Raw genomic sequence first — 19491 nt, 5'->3', positions numbered from 1 at the left:
CCTAATCACCGCACGGAGCTGGCTCAACTTCTATTTTCGAGCTCATATCGTGGTACGTGTAATGCAAAATTTTCTTCACGCGCTTGAAGTATTTGAACAAGCGCTCGTTCGGATGTGCATTTTGCTTATATTCATCAATTATCCTCGTCAATAGCGGAACAATTTCTTCCGGCTCTATTCCCTCAGCTACAGGCTGTGCTGCGTGAGCTGTCCGGCCGACTGGCTTGGCACCAATGAATAAATCAAATTTCTTTTTGCGATAAACGATTCCAATATCATCAAAGACTGCACGATAACAGGCCATTCCGCAGCCGTTAAAACCGATATGTAATTCCTTCGGCAGCTTCATTCCACCAAGTGTCTGCGCAATTTCTTCTGCATATGGTATGGATTCAGCTTTTTCGCCATAGCAGAAATCACATGCCTTCACGTTCAGCACGTCTCCAATCGGCAGTACAAGCAGCCCTTCACTACGCAGGCGACCTACAACCTCTTCCGGCTGTTCCGTCGGCATTTTCACAAGCAATCGATGCTCTGGTGTATATTCAATTGTCCCTTCCTCACCGACTATCTCCGCTAAAAGCATCATTTGCTTTGGTGTAATAATTTTATTGGCAACTCCAGGGCTTACAGCAAACTCAAAAATCGATTCGATTTTTTGCTCCACGATAACGGAAGATTTCCCGCTAACAAGTTCCAATGCCATATGTGCCATTTCCAGCGTGCTTTTTTTCGGCTTTTCCATTGCGGCTATTTTTTCAAATCCAGTCTGTGCTTCACCTGTTTCCTGATCGAGTGCCCATGGTTCATTTTCCTTGCGCAAGCGCTGATGCGGCTTGAGCGGCTGCACCTCTTCACCAAGCGTATATTTACGCTGATATCCTCTTGGTGTAATAATCTTGTTGTCATAAAAGAATGTCGAAGAGTTTCCTACAACCACGGTTGTCAGCATCCCAATATCATGGTCAAGCATTTCAGCGAGTGTCGTCAGTACGATGTTCTGACTTTCACGGTAGGCGCTTTTCACTAAACCAACAGGTGTTGCCGGCGAGCGGTATTTAAGTAAAATACGCTGAGCTTCAACAATCTGCCTAGTACGGCGGCCGCTTTTCGGATTATAGAACGCTACGACAAAGTCTGCCATTGCTGCTGCTTCGATACGCTTTTCAATAACTGTCCAAGGTGTTAAATGGTCACTTAAGCTGATCGTACAAGCGTCGTGCATGACTGGAGCACCGAGCAGGCTTGCACAGGAATTAATTGCTGAGATGCCAGGTACGACTTCTACCGCTACTCCTGTTGCTTCAGTCCATCCTTGTTCAATCAGCACTTCATATACGAGACCAGCCATCCCATACACCCCTGCGTCCCCACTTGAAATGACCGAAACAATATTTCCTGCTTCTGCCTGGCGAACAGCTTCCTGCGCGCGTGATACTTCTTCTGTCATCCCGGTACTAACGATAGATTTAGCCGTTACTAGATGCTCGATTAACTCAACATACGTTTTGTAGCCAATGATATAATCACTTTGCTTTAGAGCATCCACTGCACGTTTTGTAATATGCTCATAGTCGCCAGGACCAAAGCCGACAACGAATATTTTTCCCTTTTCCAATTTGTCCCCTCCAATTAGAAAGACATTTCACGGCCAAAATCGGCTGAAATGTTGAACTTTCTTTTGCAGATATCCATAAAAAAACTTTCGTATTTCATGAAAAAAAGCCTGTATTCCCTTTCCGGAAGAATACAGGCTTGTGAATTTATATATCGTATATACAAAAACATCTCTCAGCAATCGCTGGTTACCTGTACTTCCCCCTCCGAAAAGTCAGTTTCGCATCATAAAGCAGGTTTCCTGGCTCTTGCTTCCTCTTACTCTCACACCTTCCCCGCTATATGCGAGTGGTGTTGTGATTTCATCAGCAATTACAGTAGCGGGGGCTGCGCTCGATTTTCACGAACTTCCCTATTATCTCAAGTAATTGAGCACTTTATGATGTAGCTTATTCAATTGTTTTAAAACTTGTCAGAACAGCATATTCGCGCCTGTTTAGCTGTACTATGGAACATATACATGGAAATTCCACATGCACGGATAGCTGGCTCTAATGCCTTTACGGTTCAGTAACGCAAAGTTTTAAGTTTTCTTACCTTGTAAAAAGGGTGGCATTTTGTGCCACCGCTTTTTGGCTCATCAACTATTCGGCAAGTAGTGTTGAGCCTCTCCATTTTCTTTTCTCGAGTACATGAAAATGCTAATCGCTGATCATTGTCCACATGTCATAAGCGTAAGCAGCATTTACAAAATAAAAAAGCCGCCTCTTTATTCGGCAGCTTGAAATGGATACGCAAAAAATCTGCGCCCACTTCCTATACCCCGAAGAAATGTACAGTCGCCCAGCAAGGCAGGTCTCCTGGCTTCGCTTCATCCTTTGACGGCCCTTCCCGTATTTTCATACAGTGGGTTTATGTCGTCATCGTCAGCGTTTACAGTTGCGGGGACAGCGACGGCTTTACACCGTTCTTCCCTTTTAAACTACATAAAGTAGTACCTTGACTAGAACTATCACAATATATGGTTATATTAACAGGACCTAGTATAGCATGACTCTAAATTTTCTGTAAAGTCATTTTTTTCACGTTCCACTCTCCATTACGGTAATCAATCACCAAATATTCCCCGCCTGAGAGCATACCTTCTTGCCACAAAGTTGAAATAGGGCGCTGTTCAAGTGCCGCATACAAACAAGCAATCGAGACACCATGTGAAACAACAGCAATGTTTTGCTGCGAGACATGACATAAGCTTTGGAAAAACTCGAACATGCGCTCAGTTACTTTGCTGAATGGTTCCTGTGATACAGCAGTAAATGCTTCGGGTTGTTCACAATAACTGCGATACGCAGATTGCTTTAGCAGCTCTTTTACTGCTTGCCCTTGCCACTCTCCTAAAAATATCTCACGTAAGCGGTCATCTTGAATAATATGCTTTCTCGGAAACATAAGCTGAGCCGTCGTTACAGCTCGCCCAAGATCACTCGCATACACAACTTCCGGCTGCCAATCAACAGCTTTAGCCTGCCGCTTTCCCCATTTCGTCAGCGGCGAATCAAGCCACCCCTGGAGTAATCCCTGCTTATTCCACTCGGTCTCGCCGTGCCGATAGATTCTAATTGTTTTGTACATATTCCTTCAACACCTGCTTAAATATGTTCATCTGTTCTGGCCGCTTTAAGGCCACTCTAAACCATTTTCCATCTAGCCCAGTATAATTTTTTGTATGTCGGAGGACAACCCCCCGCTTGAGAAGATAAGCAAAAAAGAGATCAGGATGATAGATTGCCGGCAGTTTGAATAATAGAAAATTCGCCGAGCTGTTCGATACCTCACACCTATACTCCTGCAAAAATTCAGTTATATCTCTTCTCATTTTTGCACTATGCTGCCTGGCATCTTTAGTATACAGATGCTCTTGAAGACACAGACATCCTAGTTGAATGGCAACACCACTCACATTCCAATGGGGAAATAATCCAGCGAACTGCTGTGCACGCTGACTAATTATATATCCAAGCCTTATCCCTGCCAGTGCGTACATTTTTGTCATTGACCGCAGGACAATAAGATTCTCGTATTTACTGACAAGAGGTACGACACTTTCCGATTCATCTGTCCAATCCATAAATGCTTCGTCCACTACAATGGCACATTCTACTTTCCGCCCATACTGCAAAAGTTCCTCTATTTGCAATTTCGATGTTAAGACACCTGTCGGATTATTTGGATTGCATAGATAGAGTGCATCAAGCTTTGCCATTTGTTTTTTTAGCTTTTCCGTAGAAAAACGATATGTACAAATATCATCGACAAGAATTTGTTCTACTTGTACTTTTTCTTGCAGCAAGGTACGTCTATATTCTGAGAAAGACGGCTCCAGCAGTCCAACCGTTTTCCCTGAAAAATAACTGGCTAGCACCATTAGACATTCAGCAGCTCCATTCCCTGCGATAACCTGCTCGGGTATGACCTGATGAAACTGTGCTGCTTGCGAGCGGAATGGCTCGGCCTGTTCATTTGGATAGTGCGAGACAGCATCAATCATCGAAATCCATGCTTGTTTTACGGATTGTGGAACCCCTGCCGGATTAACATTTTCACTTAAATCAATAATAGTCTCTGGGACCTTTAAGCCAAGCATTTGATACAGGCTCTCTGCATTAGCCCCATGTGCTGGATAGTGCAAGAACAATCCCTCCTATAACAATCAGAAAATAAATAGTGACTAAATACATTTGTTGGATGGAATGTAAAATATGCTTTTTTTCCATTACGAAAATCGGCTGCCCCATATACGCTCGAAATGATTTTTTTCCCCCATAAGCATTTTCACCGCCAAGACGTATACCTAACTGGACCGCAGTTGCTGCCTCTAAATAACCGCTATTGGGACTAGGATGCTTTTTCGCATCATTTTTCCATTCAGCAAAACGATTTACAAACGGCTTATACATTGCCGCTTTCGTACAGACAAGTAATAACAAACCGGTTAGTCGACTTGGCAGGAAGTTAGCGACATCATCCAGCTTCGCTGCCGCATACCCGAAATCCTGATATCGTTCATTTTTGTAAGCAATCATTGAATCAAGCGTATTGATTGCCTTATACACCCAGGCACCGGTTGCACCAAATACTAAGCCATAAAACAAAGGGGCTGTCACCCCATCGCTTGTATTTTCTGATACTGTTTCAACCACACCTCGTACAATTTCACTTTCTTCTAAGTGTTCCGTATCCCGCCCAACAATCCAGCCAAGCTTTTCTCGCGCTGTATTCAGGTCTCCAGCATGTAATGCATTATAGACAAGCATTGCCGCCTCATCCAAGCTTTTTTGAGCCAATGCCAAACTGATAAGGGCGATTTCAACTAATATGCCTATTGTCCAATGAACCATATAGCTGAGCCAAACAATACTGCCAACGGTTAAAGCTGTTATTAACACAGTTACCGCTACAAGAAGAAACCCTTTACATTTTCTCCCGCTGTCTTTATTCCATAGCTCTTCTAAAAAAGCAATTAACCGGCCGATCCACACAACCGGATGCGTCCACTTTTTAGGATCACCTAGTAATCGGTCGACAAATACAGCACCGACACCGATGAGAACATGAATCAAAACACCACCTGCTTTACAATATTTTTCAATAAATATTTCCACTATACTACATGCTTTAATTTTTTTGAATAATCTTTATAAAGAAATCCCTTTTCTAAGCAAAAAAGCCATCCCGTAAAAACGGGATAGCTTCTAATATTATTTAGCTGCTATGTCGACAATTCTACCTTCTGTTTCAGTTGGAATTGTAATGCCGCTTGTTAAATGTTCAGCAAAGTTTTCCCAATCTGATAAACCTAAATCTGTTACCCGGCCCTCTTCGTAAGCTGCCTTAAATACATCAAACCCATCTCCGCCTTTTGCAGTGAACGCATTTGTAGCGATCGTGTATGTTTTAGTATCTTCAATTGCTGCATACGTACCGTCTTCATTTAATAATTCCACAGACACGATACGCTCTCCCGCCGGCTTAGAAGAATCATATGTTACGCGGCCTCCTGATACATGTAAGAAGCCTCCGTTTTCCTCTGGTGCATTTTTCACTGATACTTCAAAGGCTGCCTTCAACTCAGCACCTGTTGCATCCATTAATGCCAGTGTATTGCCGAATGGAAGAACTGTGATTACTTGTCCAACAGTTACTTTTCCTGCTGGGATGGCTGCACGGATACCACCACCATTTTGAATAGCTAGCACTACGTTTTTCTCCGTGTATTTCTGTGCTTTTGCTCGCATTCCATCTGTAATCAAATTACCAAGAATTGTTTCATTTGCACGTACACTTAATGGATTCTCGTCACTCTTACGCGGATTTTCCAATGCTGCTTTCAGTTCAACACCAATTTCCTTATTTGAAACTTCCTCTACACGCTTTTTGTATGGCTCGAGCATTTTCAAACCAGTTTCATCTGCTGCCACTTTTGCAATTTCAATCAGTTGCCCGTCATACTCTGTCACAACACCATTTTTGTCAAATGAAACATCGACTGTTCCAAGGAACTTGCCATATTCATTTGCCTGAACGATTAATGTAGCGTCCTTGGCTGTTCCAACTGAATTTGTATCTACTACGTAAGGTTCATTTAGTCCATCATGACTATGCCCCCCTACAACAATATCAATACCATCCACATTTTTTGCCAGCAGGATATCGTTATCCACATTTGGATTATCGTTAAAGCCAATATGTGTAAGGGCGATAATTTTATTTACGCCTTGTGCTTCTAGAGCAGCAACAGCCTTGTTTGCTTCTTCGATGTAATTTTCAAATGCAATCGAGCCAACAAACGCAATATCTTTTGTTTCTTCAGTTGTTAATCCAAAAATTCCGACTTTTTCGCCGTCGATTTCTTTAATAATGCCATTATAAATTTTCCCTTGCTCTGTTGTTACTGCATAGCTGTCGCTGAACATACCAGCAAACAAAGGATCTTTTGAGAAATCAACATTTGCTGTAATCAATGGGAATTTGGCACCTTTAACGAATTCCGTTAATGCTTTATGTCCCTCATCGCTTCCGCCTAGATCGAATTCATGGTTCCCGAATGTCATTGCATCAAAATTCATTGCGTTCATGAATTCTAAGTCTGCTTGTCCTAAAAACTCATTGAAGTAAAGCGTACCGCTGAACACATCACCAGCATGAAGCAGCAGCGAATTCTCACGGCTTGCACGCGCTTCATTTACCGCAGTCATTAATTGCGGGAAGGCTTCTACATGGGCATGTGTATCATTCACGTGTAAGATGGATAACTCAAATGCTTCTTCTTCCGGAGTAGTTGGCTGCTCTGTATTTTTTTCAGCCCATTCTAACCCGCGGACAATGAATGAAGCAAACTGGCCGCGTGTTACATTTGCATATGGACTGTATGTAGTAGCTGATGTACCTTTTGTCAGGCCGTTTTCATATAATGCAGCAATTGAACTGTAGTACTCATTACCAGTCGAGATGTCTTTAAAAGGTAGTGTTCCCTCACCTGTAATATTTAGAATCTTCGTCAGGATTTTAGAAAACTGGCCACGAGTAATCGGCTGGTTCGGCTTGAAAGTGCCATCTGAATATCCTTTAATAATTCCTTGGCTCGCCAAAGTTTGAATCGCATCATGATATTCATTAGATGATGCTACATCAGTGAATGGAGTGCCTGCAGTGCCTTTTTCTAATTCAAACGCATTAACAAGCATTTTTGCAGCTTGACCACGCGTAACAGCATGTCCTGGCTTAAATGTGCCATCCGAATACCCTTTAATGACACCCGCTTCTTGCAATGCAAGAATATTTTGATAATGGGAGTTAGTCTCCTTTACATCTGTAAATCCTGTATTTGCTGATACCCCTGTAACAGCTACTAGGCCTGCAGTCACAGCACCTGCTGTGAGAAATAACTTACGTTTCTTCAATAAAATACCCTCCATTCGAGATAATTGCCACATTTCCATTTTACATAATAAGCCCCAACTATTCTACAATTATTCTTTTAAATTCCCCCTCTTTATTTTAAAGCTTTTGTAAAACTTATAGTTTTTATCAATTCTAGCATATGATTTTTATTAGCTTGGCTTAAAGAAACGATATAAATCCTTTATTCATGATAGAACTACTTTTTTATTTGGTGATGAGTGCATCAAAAAAAATGCTCCAAAGACTCAATGTCAGTGGAGCATTTTCCTTCTACACTTGTGCTTCTGGTGTATTTACATTTGTTGAAAACGTTTTGAAGCTAAATAGGAATACAATTAACGCTAATATTGATGCTGTTGCCAGGAAAATCAGCAGTATGAGGGCATTGGATGAGAGCAATGCCGTATCACCTAGTGAAATAACCGCTTTAAACCCTGCATTCGAATATGTTAGCGGCAAGAACTTACTAATCACCTGCATGTTTTCTGGCAGCATTGGAATCGGTAAATTCGATCCTGTAATGGATAATTGTAATACGATGAATGCCAATCCTACAAATCGTCCAATATTATTGCCGACCGCTATCAGGAAGAAAATGATCGACATAAATGTCAAGCTAACGAAAATGGCAAATAGGATAAACAATAAAATATTTGTAACAGCTAACTGCAGCACGACCAAAACAAACACGGATACTAATAATGCCTGCAGTACTGCAAACAGCGCCAGTTTTAACCATTTGCTGATATACCAGCTAATCGCTGAAGAAGGACTCGTCGCCGGGCGTTTAAAATCAATGAAGAAAGATAAAATCAGCATACTTACGAATAGTGCCAGCGATAAGATGTATGGAGCTGTAGAGTCTCGATAGTATTTATAAGGGTTCACATTTTCACCCACTAGTTTAACAGGGCTTGCAAACATTGCTATATTTGCCTCTGAAACCTGCACTGCCCCAACTTCTTCTGCACCGCCTGCTAAAGCAGTTGCCAACTCCTTACTGCCATCTTGCAAACGAACTGTTCCGTCATTCAATTGTGTTACACCGTCTGTCAGTGAGTTCCAGCCAGTTGCTACTGTCGCATTTCCAGTACTGATTTGCGCTGTACCGGCCTTCAGCTCGGCAATGCCGTTACGCAGTGTCGACCACGATGACATTAACCTAGTGTTACCTGCTGCTACTTGATTGGCACCACTTACAAATGCGGAAGCCCCAGCGTTTAATTTTACAGCGCCATCTGCTAGAGAATTTGCCCCTCCTGCTACCTGTTGTTGTCCTGCAACCAGTTTATCAACGCCGGCAACAGCTTGCTGCTGTCCTGCAACTAACTTGTCGATGCCGCCAACTACCGATGTTTGCCCTGCAACCAATTGTCCAAGCCCTTCATTTAATGACTGGCTGCCCTCCACTGTCGCGCCAATACCTTGATTCACCTGTGATGCTACACCTGCTAGTTGTGTCAGGCCACCAGAAAGCGTTTCTACTTGCTTTGGCAAAGCACTAACATTTTCTTTCATGCCTTGAAGGTTCGTATTAATACCTTCTGCAAGCTTTAATAATTGCTGATACTCCTGAGATTGTGCAAGCTCGCTATTCGCTCCTGCAATTGCCTTCGCCAATTGACTTAACTGCCCTGCTGCAGTTCCTAAACCATCTATACCTCCCGCCAATGTTGGAATCGAGTTATTCAGCGTCGATACTTGGACAGCAATAGAGCTCAAATTTGAATCTAAAGCACTCGTACCTTGCTGAACTGTCTGTAATCCTGTAACGAGCTTCTCAGAACCCGCCTGAGCTGATTGGATTCCTTCTAATACTTGCGGGGCACCGCCTTTTAATTGCTGAAGCCCTCCAAGAACTTGGTTTTGGCCGCCTTTTAAATCAGTCAAGCCTGCAAGAACTTGATTAGCACCTGTTCCTAGAGATTTTGCTCCTGTGGCAAGTTGCGAAGAACCGGTTCCGATTTGGTTTGCCCCTTGTGCTAGCTGCCCTGAGCCATCTGCTAAACGCTTGATGTCCCCAGTCCCGCTATCAACAGCACTTAATAAAGTCGCTGCTCCAGTGTCTGCCTGCTTAGCCCCTGTTGCTAACCGCTCAATATCAGGAGCTTTTTCAGTCAAAGAAGTCAAAATTTGATCCGTTCCTTCTGACAAACTGATTGTGCCGTCCAGAATTTGCTGTGAACCGTCTGCTCCGGCCATGAATCCTTCTGCAATTTCCGGGAATTTGCCGAACACAGTAGACGCAAAAGTTGCTGTAATTTTATCCCCAAGCTGCTCCTTAATACGTTCGACAGCACTGTTCGTCACTTGCGAGGCCATAAAGTTCATACCTTCATTCTTAATGTATCGAATTTCTGGTATTTGAGGCTCCGCATCTAACACTGTGGTAATTTTCTGTGAGAAATCCTCTGGAATTTCAATGACCATGTAATAGTCATTCTCTTTCAAGCCTGCATCTGCTTCTTCCTTTGAGACAAAATGCCAGCCGAGTGTTGGACTATCCTTCAGTGTCTCCACAAGGTCATCTCCCACATGGATTGGATTCCCATCCGATATCGCGCCTTTGTCATTATTGACAATCGCAACCGGAAGATTATCCATGTTGTCATACGGTCCCCATTTCGCAGACAACAATACTGCTACATACACGATTGGTACTAACAGCACACCAATCAGTGTAAAGAGCAGTGCCTTATTGCCGATCAGCTTTTGAAGTTCTGATCGTAGTAAACCAAATGCCCCCATACAAAACCCCCTTTATTAAGCTTTAAATCGAGATAGTCGCCTATCTCTATAAACAATATATTCTATTAATTTCAAATTTTCCATCAATTTTTCAATTATTTTCTGCTTTATGTATAAAATCTTGTCGTTTAAATAATAATTTTGCTTACCAACATAATAGTGATATATAATTTTACTGATTATATATGCCTATATAGATAGGTTTTTATACCTTAATCGTTATTCGTTTTGAATATTGTGAAAATTTTAACAATAGCATTTTTCTCCTCACTATTTTTTTCCAGTTTTCATTTTTAGCTGACTCGCTAATGACCTATCTAATCATATATTTTTGTGCATTTTTGGAAATTCATATGTTACATTTATAAATCATACACCTGCTGTTTCTCTATTGTTTCATAGGCTTTACTATCCCTTAACCTGTTACCTTGAACTTTTTTAAGCACCTAGTGCTCTTAACAACCGCCTAAAATCCAAGATACGGGCGATGAAAATCACACAAATAGATGGAGGGAATATTTTATGCTTTTTGATGAAAATGTTAAAACGATTACAACAAAAAGACTACGATTAAGACTGTTCGACAAATCTGACGCTGCGAACGTAGCTGGACTATGCAATAACTACAATATTTATAAAAGTACCATGTATCTTCCCTTTCCATACAAGGTAGAAGATGCAGTATCTTGGATTAATCGACATGCGGACAATTTTAAAGCAGAAAGGTCCTATGAATTTGCTATTACCGATAACGAAACTGGCGAATTATTCGGAGCCATTGCCTTAAGTCATAACCATCATTTTAATAATGGCGAGCTTGCCTATTGGATTGGAGAGGAATTCTGGGGTAATGGCTATGCAACAGAGGCAGCGGAAGCACTTTTACAGTTTGCCTTTAAAGTAAAGAGCTACCATAAGGTATTTGCCCGCTACTTTGCTTCTAATCCAGCATCAGGCAAAGTAATGGAAAAGCTAGGTATGAAAAAAGAAGGCATTCTTATCGACCATATTAGAAAAGACGGCCGTTACGAAGATTTACTTCATTACGGCATACTCAACCCTTACGAATAAATCTTTTACTGATACAACCGCACGAATGTGCTCCATAGAAAAAAGATGCTTACCTGGTTAGTTGCTGATAAGCATCTTCTTTTTATTTTTAAACGATTAATAATAATTCCGAAAGTGAATCTACTACATAATCTGCCTTGTTTAATTCACTTTCCTGGGAAAAATCGAAGCGGACACCGATGGAAGTCAAGTCATTATCTTTTGCTGCACGAATATCAGACGCCCGGTCACCCACAACAAATCCGCTTTTGATGTCATTTTCTGTCTTGACCAGCTGCACAAGCTCCGACTTATTCCCCGATTCAATAAGCTCGATACTATATGTATGTTCTATAAAACGGTTAAGATTGTATGTTTCTACAATTGCCTTTAAATACTCCACCTGACCATTGCTTGCAATATACAAGCGGTATTTGCTGCTTAGTTGTTCAAGTGTTTCTTCTGCCTGCTGATAGAGAGCTCCTTTTTGCCCCTTTATTAATTGGATTAACTGCTCATGAAAGAGTGCATTACTTCTTTCACGAATTTCCTCTGAATGGTTCGGACATAACGTTTGCCAAACTTCCGGCAGGGTCGCCCCCATGATTTCCCGGTATTTATCGATTGGCGTATCACCCTCCCATAAGCTTTCCCCGCGTAATACATCAAAAGTTGCCTCAAGTGCCGGCTCTAAAATAAGATTTGTTTGGAATAATGTACCGTCCATGTCGAATATGATGGCTGATTTCATGACTGATTCCTCCTTGTTTAGTAGTGTAGAGTAAGACTGTGCTATCGTCTAAGTATTGTGGCACCAGGACATACCAACGGTCAAAATAGTCTATCCTAGTATTCAATCTTTTTCAAAATTTCACTTCCGCTACACAGCACAGCCGTACACTCCTTATAAATGACGATTTATCGTTAAAATGGTTTGAGGATGAGGTAATTTTCCTTCTTCATTTTCGAGTAATATCCCTACTTGATAAGCATTCTGTCAATTCAAAACGATCATTTCATCTGTAAACGACTGCTGCCTCCTTATTAAGCACTATTCATTCTCCATCATAATGACGAATGTTTCGTAGATGAATTCCTTGTAATGAGCAATTTGCGGCACCTCATTTTTTATCTTTGCCCATGCTTTTTTTGCATAGCGCATAGCTTCCTTCTTGTTGCCCAAATAATAGTGGCAGCGTGCAATATAGGCATCTATCACGTAAATTATCGCTAAATTTAAAGGGTGCTGCCCATTTCCAATTTCCCCTATCTGTTCTAGATGCAGAAGTGCTTGCTGATACTGTTCTTCCCCAAAAAATGCCTTTCCTTTTTCCATAAAGTAATAGGGTTCACCCTCCTGGTCAAACATCTTCCTAAATCGTTCGATGGATTGATGTGCCTTAGAGAATTGGTGTAAGTATTCATTGTAGTAATGTGCTTTAATCAAAAACACAGAAGCGATTGTCTCTTGATTGTCCATAAAGCGGCCTAACTGATACAGTTTCTTTATAAAGAACTGCACTCTCTCTGTTTCTCCCTCAAACATGGCACAAAAACAAGCGATTCGGTATAACTCTTCTAATCGATAAAAAAGGGAATAGCGCTTTGAGAATTCAATTGCCTGATCAAGTACAGTCAATGCTTCCTCATAACTGCCTTTCGCAAAAAGCAGAACCAGACGGTAATACAAAAATTCAAGCTCATCTATTTTATCTAATGTAGTGCTTAGACTGCTGTATAAGTTAGTCTTGTCTCTTAAATAATGATATGCCCGCTCATAATGCTGCTCATAAGTTAAATGGGCGATAACGAACAAATCCATTTTGGCACACTCACCATAAAAATTGAGCGAGGAATACAAATCGTGTGCTTTTTTAATATCCTCTTCCCAATGATCTGCCTCCATTTTACACTTTGAGAGACCATAAACCTCGTATAACTTAGCACTCTCAAAGGCTATCGGCAATTCAATTTCTGCTATCTTTTCAACTACTTGAATAGCTTTTTGAAATTCCTGGTTGTCGAAAAACTGCCGCGCTTCTTGATATAGCGTTCGTACCTCTTCGATGCTTATATCAACGAGCAGCTCCTCAATATTAACTTCCAGCCTCTGGGCAATGTAAGCCAATTTTTCCACAGAGGGCTGTGCTTTATCATTTTCAATAAGACTAAGCATAGAAACAGACATTTGATTTCCACAGACATGTTCAAGCGTTGCATTTTTCTTTTTTCTTAATGTTTTAATTCTTTTCCCTAGTGTATTCAATATTTTCCAGCCCCTTTTCTTTCATTATACAGAAAAATATCTATTAAAACAGAAGTTGAATTTTTAATTAAATTAAAAAATATTGTAATTATTAACCTAATTATGTAAAATTATTTTAACAACATTAAAAAAGGCGGTCTGATAATGGAAAAGAAAACTTCTAAATACAATTTATGGGCTTATACAGTAAGTGAGCTTGTTTCTGGATTAGGCAATGGCATCTATACATTTGGTATTAGCCTTTATATCCTTGCTGCTACGGGATCTGCCATTAGCTTTGCGCTCAATTTGATGCTATCCGCACTTCCAAGAGCGATTCTTGCCCCTTTAGCCGGTTATCTAGTCGATCGATATTCTAGAAAGGCAATTGTTTTAGTTTCCCGAATAAGTGCAGCTGCTATCATGACCTCTCTTCTACTGTTTAGTACAATTTACGAATTCTCTTTACCAGCCCTCTATACAGCAACTATCCTTTTATCCATTACATCTTTATTTACAGGTGTGGCATTGAGCTCCTCCATTTCAAGCCTAGTGCAGCAAGAACATATTCAAAAAGCTGTTACGATGAATCAGGCTGCCAGCTCTTTTTCCATGGTTCTAGGTCCCATCATTGCAGGGAGTCTTTTTGGATTTGTCTCTATTCATCTCTTTTTACTCATTCAATTAATCGGATTACTTATCACAATCCTTGTTGTATCGACGATGAACTTCAAATTGTTCCATCATGCTGATCCGGCTGCTCATCACGAAAAGTTTGTAGAGAGCCTAAAAACCGGTTTTCAATATGTGAAAAATGATCAGCTGCTATCAATCCTTGTCATCATTTCATTAGTCATTAATTTCTTTGCTGTCTGCGTTGTTGTAGGGATGCCATTCATTGTTCTGGAAGAATCGAATATCCGTCCAGCTCATTTTGGTGTTATAGAGGGAATGTTCGCTTTAGGTATGCTGATTGCTTCGGTCATTCTTTCTGTAAAGCAGGAATTTAGATTCCCATTGTTGAATGCAAAAAAAGGGATACTGGCGATCAGCTTGTTAATGCTCTGCATGCCCATCCCTTTAATATTCTCGTTTGATTATTTCTTTAAAGTCGGTTATTTCCTTATTATCGCGTTAAGTTACGGGATGATTATTATTTATATCAATACCCCTGTAGGAGTTATGCTGCAAAAAAGCATTGATGACGGACTGAAAGGAAGAGTATTTAGTTTTCTCGAAGTAACTGGCCAGATTCTTTCACCGCTTAGTATGATGTTGTATGGTGTTCTATTTGATTTCATCAGTGGTACTTGGACGTTACTGGCTACAGGATCCGTTTTATTCCTCGTTACGCTTTATCTAATCGGCAGGCCGCTGTTACGAAAATTTTATCCTGAGCTGGAAAACAGTAAATCCTTGTTCTAGCTTGTTTGCAGCGGTGAACTTAATTTGATATACAAATTCAAATGGTAAAGTGAGGAGAATGATGATTGTCTATCGTTAGTTTGCTTATTATTCTTTGGTCCTTTCTGCTCTCTACAATCGCCGCCTTCTGTATTCTTACATGGAGGAATAACAAAAGCCACAGTAGATGGACCGCTCTCCTAGTGAATGCAATGATTTTAACCGCAGCTGCTATGATTTTATATAAATATGACACACTAGTTTTTCATAAACAGACAGATGGTATTTTTGGCAGTTTAGGTATAAACGTATTACTATTTTTTATACCGATTAACAGCTGGATAACTTTTTTCTTGATTGAAGTAAAAAGGAAAGGTGTATCTCCCCTTTAAATGTAAAAGAACCTGCTCACATCTTTATTTGATGAGCAGGTTTTTCACATATTCCTTTTGATATATCATCAAATGAATAGGTCTCTTTAAGATTTTATTTCCTCGTACAATGCTCGCTCCACAAATTCCTCAAACGCCTCTTCCTCCTCAATAAAAGGGAAATGATTGCTTCGCAAGAAAGGCTGGAATTGTGCGTTTGGCATCAGTTCTGCTGTCTCCACACCATATTCATACGGACACTGCGCATCATATTTGCCGGCATATACAAAGGCTTGCACACCAACAGTCTTCAACTGTTCTCGTAAATCATATGAAGGGAGTTCCTTATATGAGTAATAATCAAGCCTCGGCGAAACTGTTTTCCCGCTATTCGGGCGACTGACCATCTCCTCGTAGGCCTGCTCATTATATAAGGACATAAGTGACCATTCCTTATTCACTTCTCTTCGCTTTTCGATAGTTGTCTCGGGGTTCCCCAGCAGTGCTAATATTTCTAGTATCCTTTTGTTATTAGGATTAGCACGACAATAAATACTATCTTTATGGTTCATATACTCAGCAGATGGACACAGTCCCCCTACAATGATTTTTTCCAAGCGTCCTGGATACATAATGGCATATTTCAGTCCAAGCATCCCCCCGGTTGAATGACCTGCAAATATCCATTGTTCTATTCCTAAGGACTCACGTACCGCTTCCAGGTCCTTCACGCTATCTTCCATACTATATTCATCATCAGAACAGGCAGCTCGGGAATTTCCACACCCCGTTAAATTGACTAAAAACACTTGATGGTGCTTTGTGAATTTGGATGCAAACAAATTTCCATTTTCATTGAATGCACTGTATAGATGTGTCACACACACTGGTTTACCCTGTCCTGTAGTAAATACTTCATATATCCCTCTTGGTGAATCGATCATGAAACGTTCCCACATAGCCTTGCCCCCTTGTTGTTTTTCATTAGTTATACCAATCAACTACTAATTAATAAACTCCGCATTTGTTCTAAAGCTTTCGTCATTATCTAACTTTAATATGCTGCGCAATTCGAAACTAACATTATTTAAGCTTTGTTCTTCCGCTATATAGTACGAAATACCGTCTATTAAATGGTCCGCACCTTGTATATCGATTGTATTGATCGATAAGTTGTTGGATTTAGAGAACTGTTTTTGCAAGGCATAGATTTGCTTAGCCGTTAAATCGGTTTCTACATTGTTCCCTAAAATATCGGTAATTTGTCCAATCTTAAATATGGTTCCTGCAGACATTGCTTCATCAATTGTAGCTGCTAAAAACTGCCGCTGTCTTTCCTCACGGGAGTATACCGCATTGACCGCTAGCTTTCTCATTCGTACAAAAGCAAGCGACTCTTCGCCGTTTAGCTGGGCAACTCCCTTTTTAAATTCGATTTTCGATCGGTCGTAGAAATTTTCTTCCCAGAAATCTTCTTTTATATCAATTGTGACACCGCCAAGTGCATCGACAATGTCCCTGAACCCGTCAAAATTCACCGCAACAAAATTATCGATAGGAATGTTAAGCAGTTTTTCCACCGTTTCTACTTGAAGCTTGATTGCCCCATAGCCCGTTATTGCTCCGTAGCTATAGGCCGCATTCAATTTATGTATTCCCGAATACTCTCCAGCATTTTCAATATTGACCCTTGTATCTCTTGGAACTGTTACCATATGAATCTCAGAAGCAGCCGGGTCAATCGTCATCACAATTTGAGTGTCTGCCCGTCCGCTCTTATCACCGCTTGAATAGTTCTCAACCCCTAATAATAAAACAGAAAAGGGATCATTAAATGTGACCTCCTCCTCTCTTAAATCAGATTTGCCTCCCGCTCTGTTTAAATCCACTTGTGAACGATCATACGCATTCTTGGCTTTTATAAAGGCATATGCCCCGAAACTCGATGTCAATAAAAGCAAAATTGAACCAATTATTAAGATATATTTTAAAAATTTTTTCTTCGGTCGAGCTCTTCTAGATCTTCTTGATTGCCTCTCCATACTAAATCCTCTCTTGCAGTTAAACACCGCTGTTCATTTTAAATTTCCAATTTTATATAGATGTTATAAAATTTATATAAAATTATATAACATTTAAACCAATTAATTCCACTATATTTAATCTATTCAATATAAGCTATAAATGGAGTGTCAAAAATGTTTGGATGTATAAGTACAAGACAAAGGAGATTACTATGTTTTCTTACAAAGTAAATGAGCAGATCGAAATAGAACTGTTACAACAGCATCATAAGAACGAGCTATTTGAATTGGTAGACCGCAATCGAAGTCATCTGCGTCAATGGCTGTGATGGGTTGACAAGAGGAAATCGGCAGAGGATTTTAATTCAATTATTCCAATGTGGCTGGATAATTACGCAAGGAATAGCGGGTTTGATGCTGGCATTCGGTATAATGGTCAGCTTGTTGGCATGATTGCGCTGCATTATATTGATTGGAAAAACAAGTCGACTAGTATCGGTTATTTCTTAGCAGAAGATGTACAGGGAAAGGGCATTATCACAAAAAGTATAAAGGCATTGATGTGCTACCTTTTTGAAGTACTTGATCTTCATCGAATAGAGATCCAGTGTGCGAAAAACAATGTAAAAGGTATTGCCATACCAGTTAAACTAGGCTTTCTCCAAGAAGGAATAAAGCGCGATGGGCAGTGGCTTTATGACCATTATGAGGATATACTTACCTTTAGTTATTTAAAAACTGACTGGAACGAAAGCAATACTAATTTTTCTGTAACTTCTAACGAATAATTTATACTGCTAAACCTAAAAAAGCGATCCGATTACGAAGGTGCGATTTCCTTTCCGTAATTTTGGATACGCTTTTATATTTTTAATATGGAACTGCATCGATTTCTGTTGGCGTAATAACCTTGTGCTCCCAACCTTCCTTTATCGCACCGTAAAGAACAGTATCCGAAATTGTCCCGTCAGCATTTTCCCAAGCTTTTCTCAGATAGCCTTCCTTTACAAAACCCGCTTTTGAAAAGCATTTACGCATCCCTATATTGTCTGCTCTTGTATAACCTTCTACACGGATTTTGTGTTTTGTTCCAAATAGATAGTCTTGCAGCCATTTGAGCGCCTTTACACCATATCCCTTGCCCCGCTGCTTCTCATCCAGCCGAATATCAAAAAGCGGGATAGAGTCATTCATATCATGGATCAATAAAAGCCCAACTTTTATGCCATCATCGATAATCCAATACGTTTCGCGTTCCTTCTGGTAGTAGCCTTGGTTGAAGGACTTTCGAATGGATTCTTCCGTAACCTTTTCATTTCCGTGATACGGCCAATTGTTTTGTATGTATAGTTGTATCAGTTCATCTATTTCATTTTCTAGTAATTTATATTCCATTGGGCCCCTCCAGTAACGTATGTAATATCTTATTTTTAATCGGCAAATCACCAATCAAAATGTTCCTTTTTAAAACTCATTTATAGATCCGAATATGTCGAACCATAATCATCTGCGGTCATATTCACATTCTAAAAAGTGTTTATTGCTGCGTCCCGGTAAACCAGCGTTTTTCATGTATATGTTCTTATTCCCACACATCATCCAAATGATCAGCATAGAACCCTATTGCCTTTTTGTAACTGCTGATTTCCTCGTTAGCTGTTTCATTAGCGATGGTTTTCAGCAAAATTCCCATTGCCTCACGGTGATCATGCAAATTGTAAAGCGTCATCGCATAAAATACTTTCATCGCCCCATTTTCAGGAAACTGGGACAATCCATCCTCAAGAAGCTTTCTCGCTTCTTCATACCGTCCGAGTGTACGATATGTGCTCCCAAGCCCGATCATAGCTCCCTGCAAATCTACTTCCTCTAATCCAAGTTCTATTGCCCGTTCATAATGCGGTACAGCCTTTGCTTCCTCACCAAGTAAATCAAAGCTCCAGGCAACTTGATATTGCAGGTAGGCATCCTCTGGATGAAGCCCTGCCACCTCTAATAGAAGCTCATTTGACTCCGTCAGCTGTCCTTTCTCGCGTAATAACAGGGCTTTTTTAATTGATTCTTCCATTTTTTCACACTCCCTTTACATAACTCACTCATTATTTATTAACTATTATATACACATTGGAAA

At 40.4% G+C, this 19491-nt stretch carries 15 protein-coding genes, 1 pseudogene and 2 riboswitches; of the genes and pseudogenes, 4 read left to right on the top strand and 12 right to left on the bottom strand.

Annotation, left to right across the window (positions count from 1 at the left end; all coding sequences use genetic code 11):
• Position 1 precedes the first annotated feature (1 nt).
• The 6 genes from cobJ to AA0Y26_RS10750 form a co-directional block, all read right to left on the bottom strand.
• Positions 2–1618: a precorrin-3B C(17)-methyltransferase gene (cobJ, locus tag AA0Y26_RS10775; protein ID WP_413367728.1), complete on the bottom strand. Its 1617-nt coding sequence runs from the start codon at positions 1616–1618 to the stop codon at positions 2–4.
• A 212-nt stretch (positions 1619–1830) separates the two neighbouring features.
• Positions 1831–2012: riboswitch (cobalamin riboswitch) on the bottom strand.
• 377 nt (positions 2013–2389) lie between these two features.
• Positions 2390–2574, bottom strand: a riboswitch (cobalamin riboswitch).
• Between the two features lie 39 nt (positions 2575–2613).
• Positions 2614–3189: a histidine phosphatase family protein gene (locus AA0Y26_RS10770; protein WP_413367726.1), complete on the bottom strand. Its 576-nt coding sequence runs from the start codon at positions 3187–3189 to the stop codon at positions 2614–2616.
• On the bottom strand, positions 3173–4246 hold the full coding sequence (locus AA0Y26_RS10765) for a pyridoxal phosphate-dependent aminotransferase (protein ID WP_413367724.1): 1074 nt from the start codon (positions 4244–4246) through the stop codon (positions 3173–3175). The genes AA0Y26_RS10770 and AA0Y26_RS10765 overlap by 17 nt, the downstream gene beginning before the upstream one ends.
• Positions 4221–5213 (bottom strand): adenosylcobinamide-phosphate synthase CbiB, encoded by a 993-nt coding sequence (gene cbiB, locus AA0Y26_RS10760; protein ID WP_413368161.1) that lies wholly within the window; start codon positions 5211–5213, stop codon positions 4221–4223. Before cbiB ends, AA0Y26_RS10765 begins: the two co-directional genes overlap by 26 nt.
• A gap of 102 nt (positions 5214–5315) precedes the next feature.
• Complete coding sequence (locus AA0Y26_RS10755; protein ID WP_413367722.1) at positions 5316–7517, bottom strand: 5'-nucleotidase C-terminal domain-containing protein; 2202 nt, start codon at positions 7515–7517, stop codon at positions 5316–5318.
• Between the two features lie 271 nt (positions 7518–7788).
• Positions 7789–10266 (bottom strand): YhgE/Pip family protein, encoded by a 2478-nt coding sequence (locus AA0Y26_RS10750; RefSeq protein WP_413367720.1) that lies wholly within the window; start codon positions 10264–10266, stop codon positions 7789–7791.
• A gap of 522 nt (positions 10267–10788) precedes the next feature.
• Here AA0Y26_RS10750 and AA0Y26_RS10745 point away from each other — a divergent pair.
• Positions 10789–11337 (top strand): GNAT family N-acetyltransferase, encoded by a 549-nt coding sequence (locus AA0Y26_RS10745; RefSeq protein ID WP_413367718.1) that lies wholly within the window; start codon positions 10789–10791, stop codon positions 11335–11337.
• Positions 11338–11425: 88 nt separating this feature from the next.
• Here the strand turns inward: AA0Y26_RS10745 and AA0Y26_RS10740 are convergent, their stop codons facing one another.
• Positions 11426–12067, bottom strand: coding sequence for an HAD-IA family hydrolase (locus tag AA0Y26_RS10740; RefSeq protein ID WP_413367716.1), 642 nt, complete (start codon positions 12065–12067; stop codon positions 11426–11428).
• A gap of 300 nt (positions 12068–12367) precedes the next feature.
• Entirely contained in the window at positions 12368–13582 is a 1215-nt protein-coding gene (locus tag AA0Y26_RS10735) for a helix-turn-helix domain-containing protein (RefSeq protein ID WP_413367714.1), read from the bottom strand.
• Positions 13583–13726: 144 nt separating this feature from the next.
• Between AA0Y26_RS10735 and AA0Y26_RS10730 the strand changes: the two genes are divergently transcribed.
• Together AA0Y26_RS10730 and AA0Y26_RS10725 are read left to right on the top strand one after the other, a co-directional pair.
• Positions 13727–14986, top strand: coding sequence for an MFS transporter (locus tag AA0Y26_RS10730; RefSeq protein WP_413367712.1), 1260 nt, complete (start codon positions 13727–13729; stop codon positions 14984–14986).
• A gap of 182 nt (positions 14987–15168) precedes the next feature.
• On the top strand, positions 15169–15357 hold the full coding sequence (locus tag AA0Y26_RS10725; protein WP_413367710.1) for a hypothetical protein: 189 nt from the start codon (positions 15169–15171) through the stop codon (positions 15355–15357).
• Between the two features lie 86 nt (positions 15358–15443).
• Here the strand turns inward: AA0Y26_RS10725 and AA0Y26_RS10720 are convergent, their stop codons facing one another.
• On the bottom strand, positions 15444–16295 hold the full coding sequence (locus tag AA0Y26_RS10720) for an alpha/beta fold hydrolase (protein ID WP_413367708.1): 852 nt from the start codon (positions 16293–16295) through the stop codon (positions 15444–15446).
• Between the two features lie 45 nt (positions 16296–16340).
• On the bottom strand, positions 16341–17378 hold the full coding sequence (locus tag AA0Y26_RS10715) for an LCP family protein (RefSeq protein WP_413367706.1): 1038 nt from the start codon (positions 17376–17378) through the stop codon (positions 16341–16343).
• A gap of 194 nt (positions 17379–17572) precedes the next feature.
• On the opposite strand from AA0Y26_RS10715, the pseudogene AA0Y26_RS10710 reads away from it, so the two are divergent.
• Positions 17573–18148, top strand: a pseudogene (locus tag AA0Y26_RS10710) (GNAT family N-acetyltransferase).
• Positions 18149–18230: 82 nt separating this feature from the next.
• On the opposite strand, the gene AA0Y26_RS10705 reads toward AA0Y26_RS10710, so the two are convergent.
• Both AA0Y26_RS10705 and AA0Y26_RS10700 read right to left on the bottom strand, forming a co-directional pair.
• Complete coding sequence (locus AA0Y26_RS10705; protein ID WP_413367704.1) at positions 18231–18755, bottom strand: GNAT family N-acetyltransferase; 525 nt, start codon at positions 18753–18755, stop codon at positions 18231–18233.
• A gap of 187 nt (positions 18756–18942) precedes the next feature.
• Positions 18943–19428, bottom strand: a complete 486-nt coding sequence (locus tag AA0Y26_RS10700) for a tetratricopeptide repeat protein (protein ID WP_413367702.1) — start codon at positions 19426–19428, stop codon at positions 18943–18945.
• Positions 19429–19491 lie beyond the last annotated feature (63 nt).

Source organism: Lysinibacillus canaveralius (assembly GCF_047301505.1).
GTDB lineage: Bacteria > Bacillota > Bacilli > Bacillales_A > Planococcaceae > Lysinibacillus_B.
This window is presented reverse-complemented; position numbering and strand designations above follow the sequence as displayed.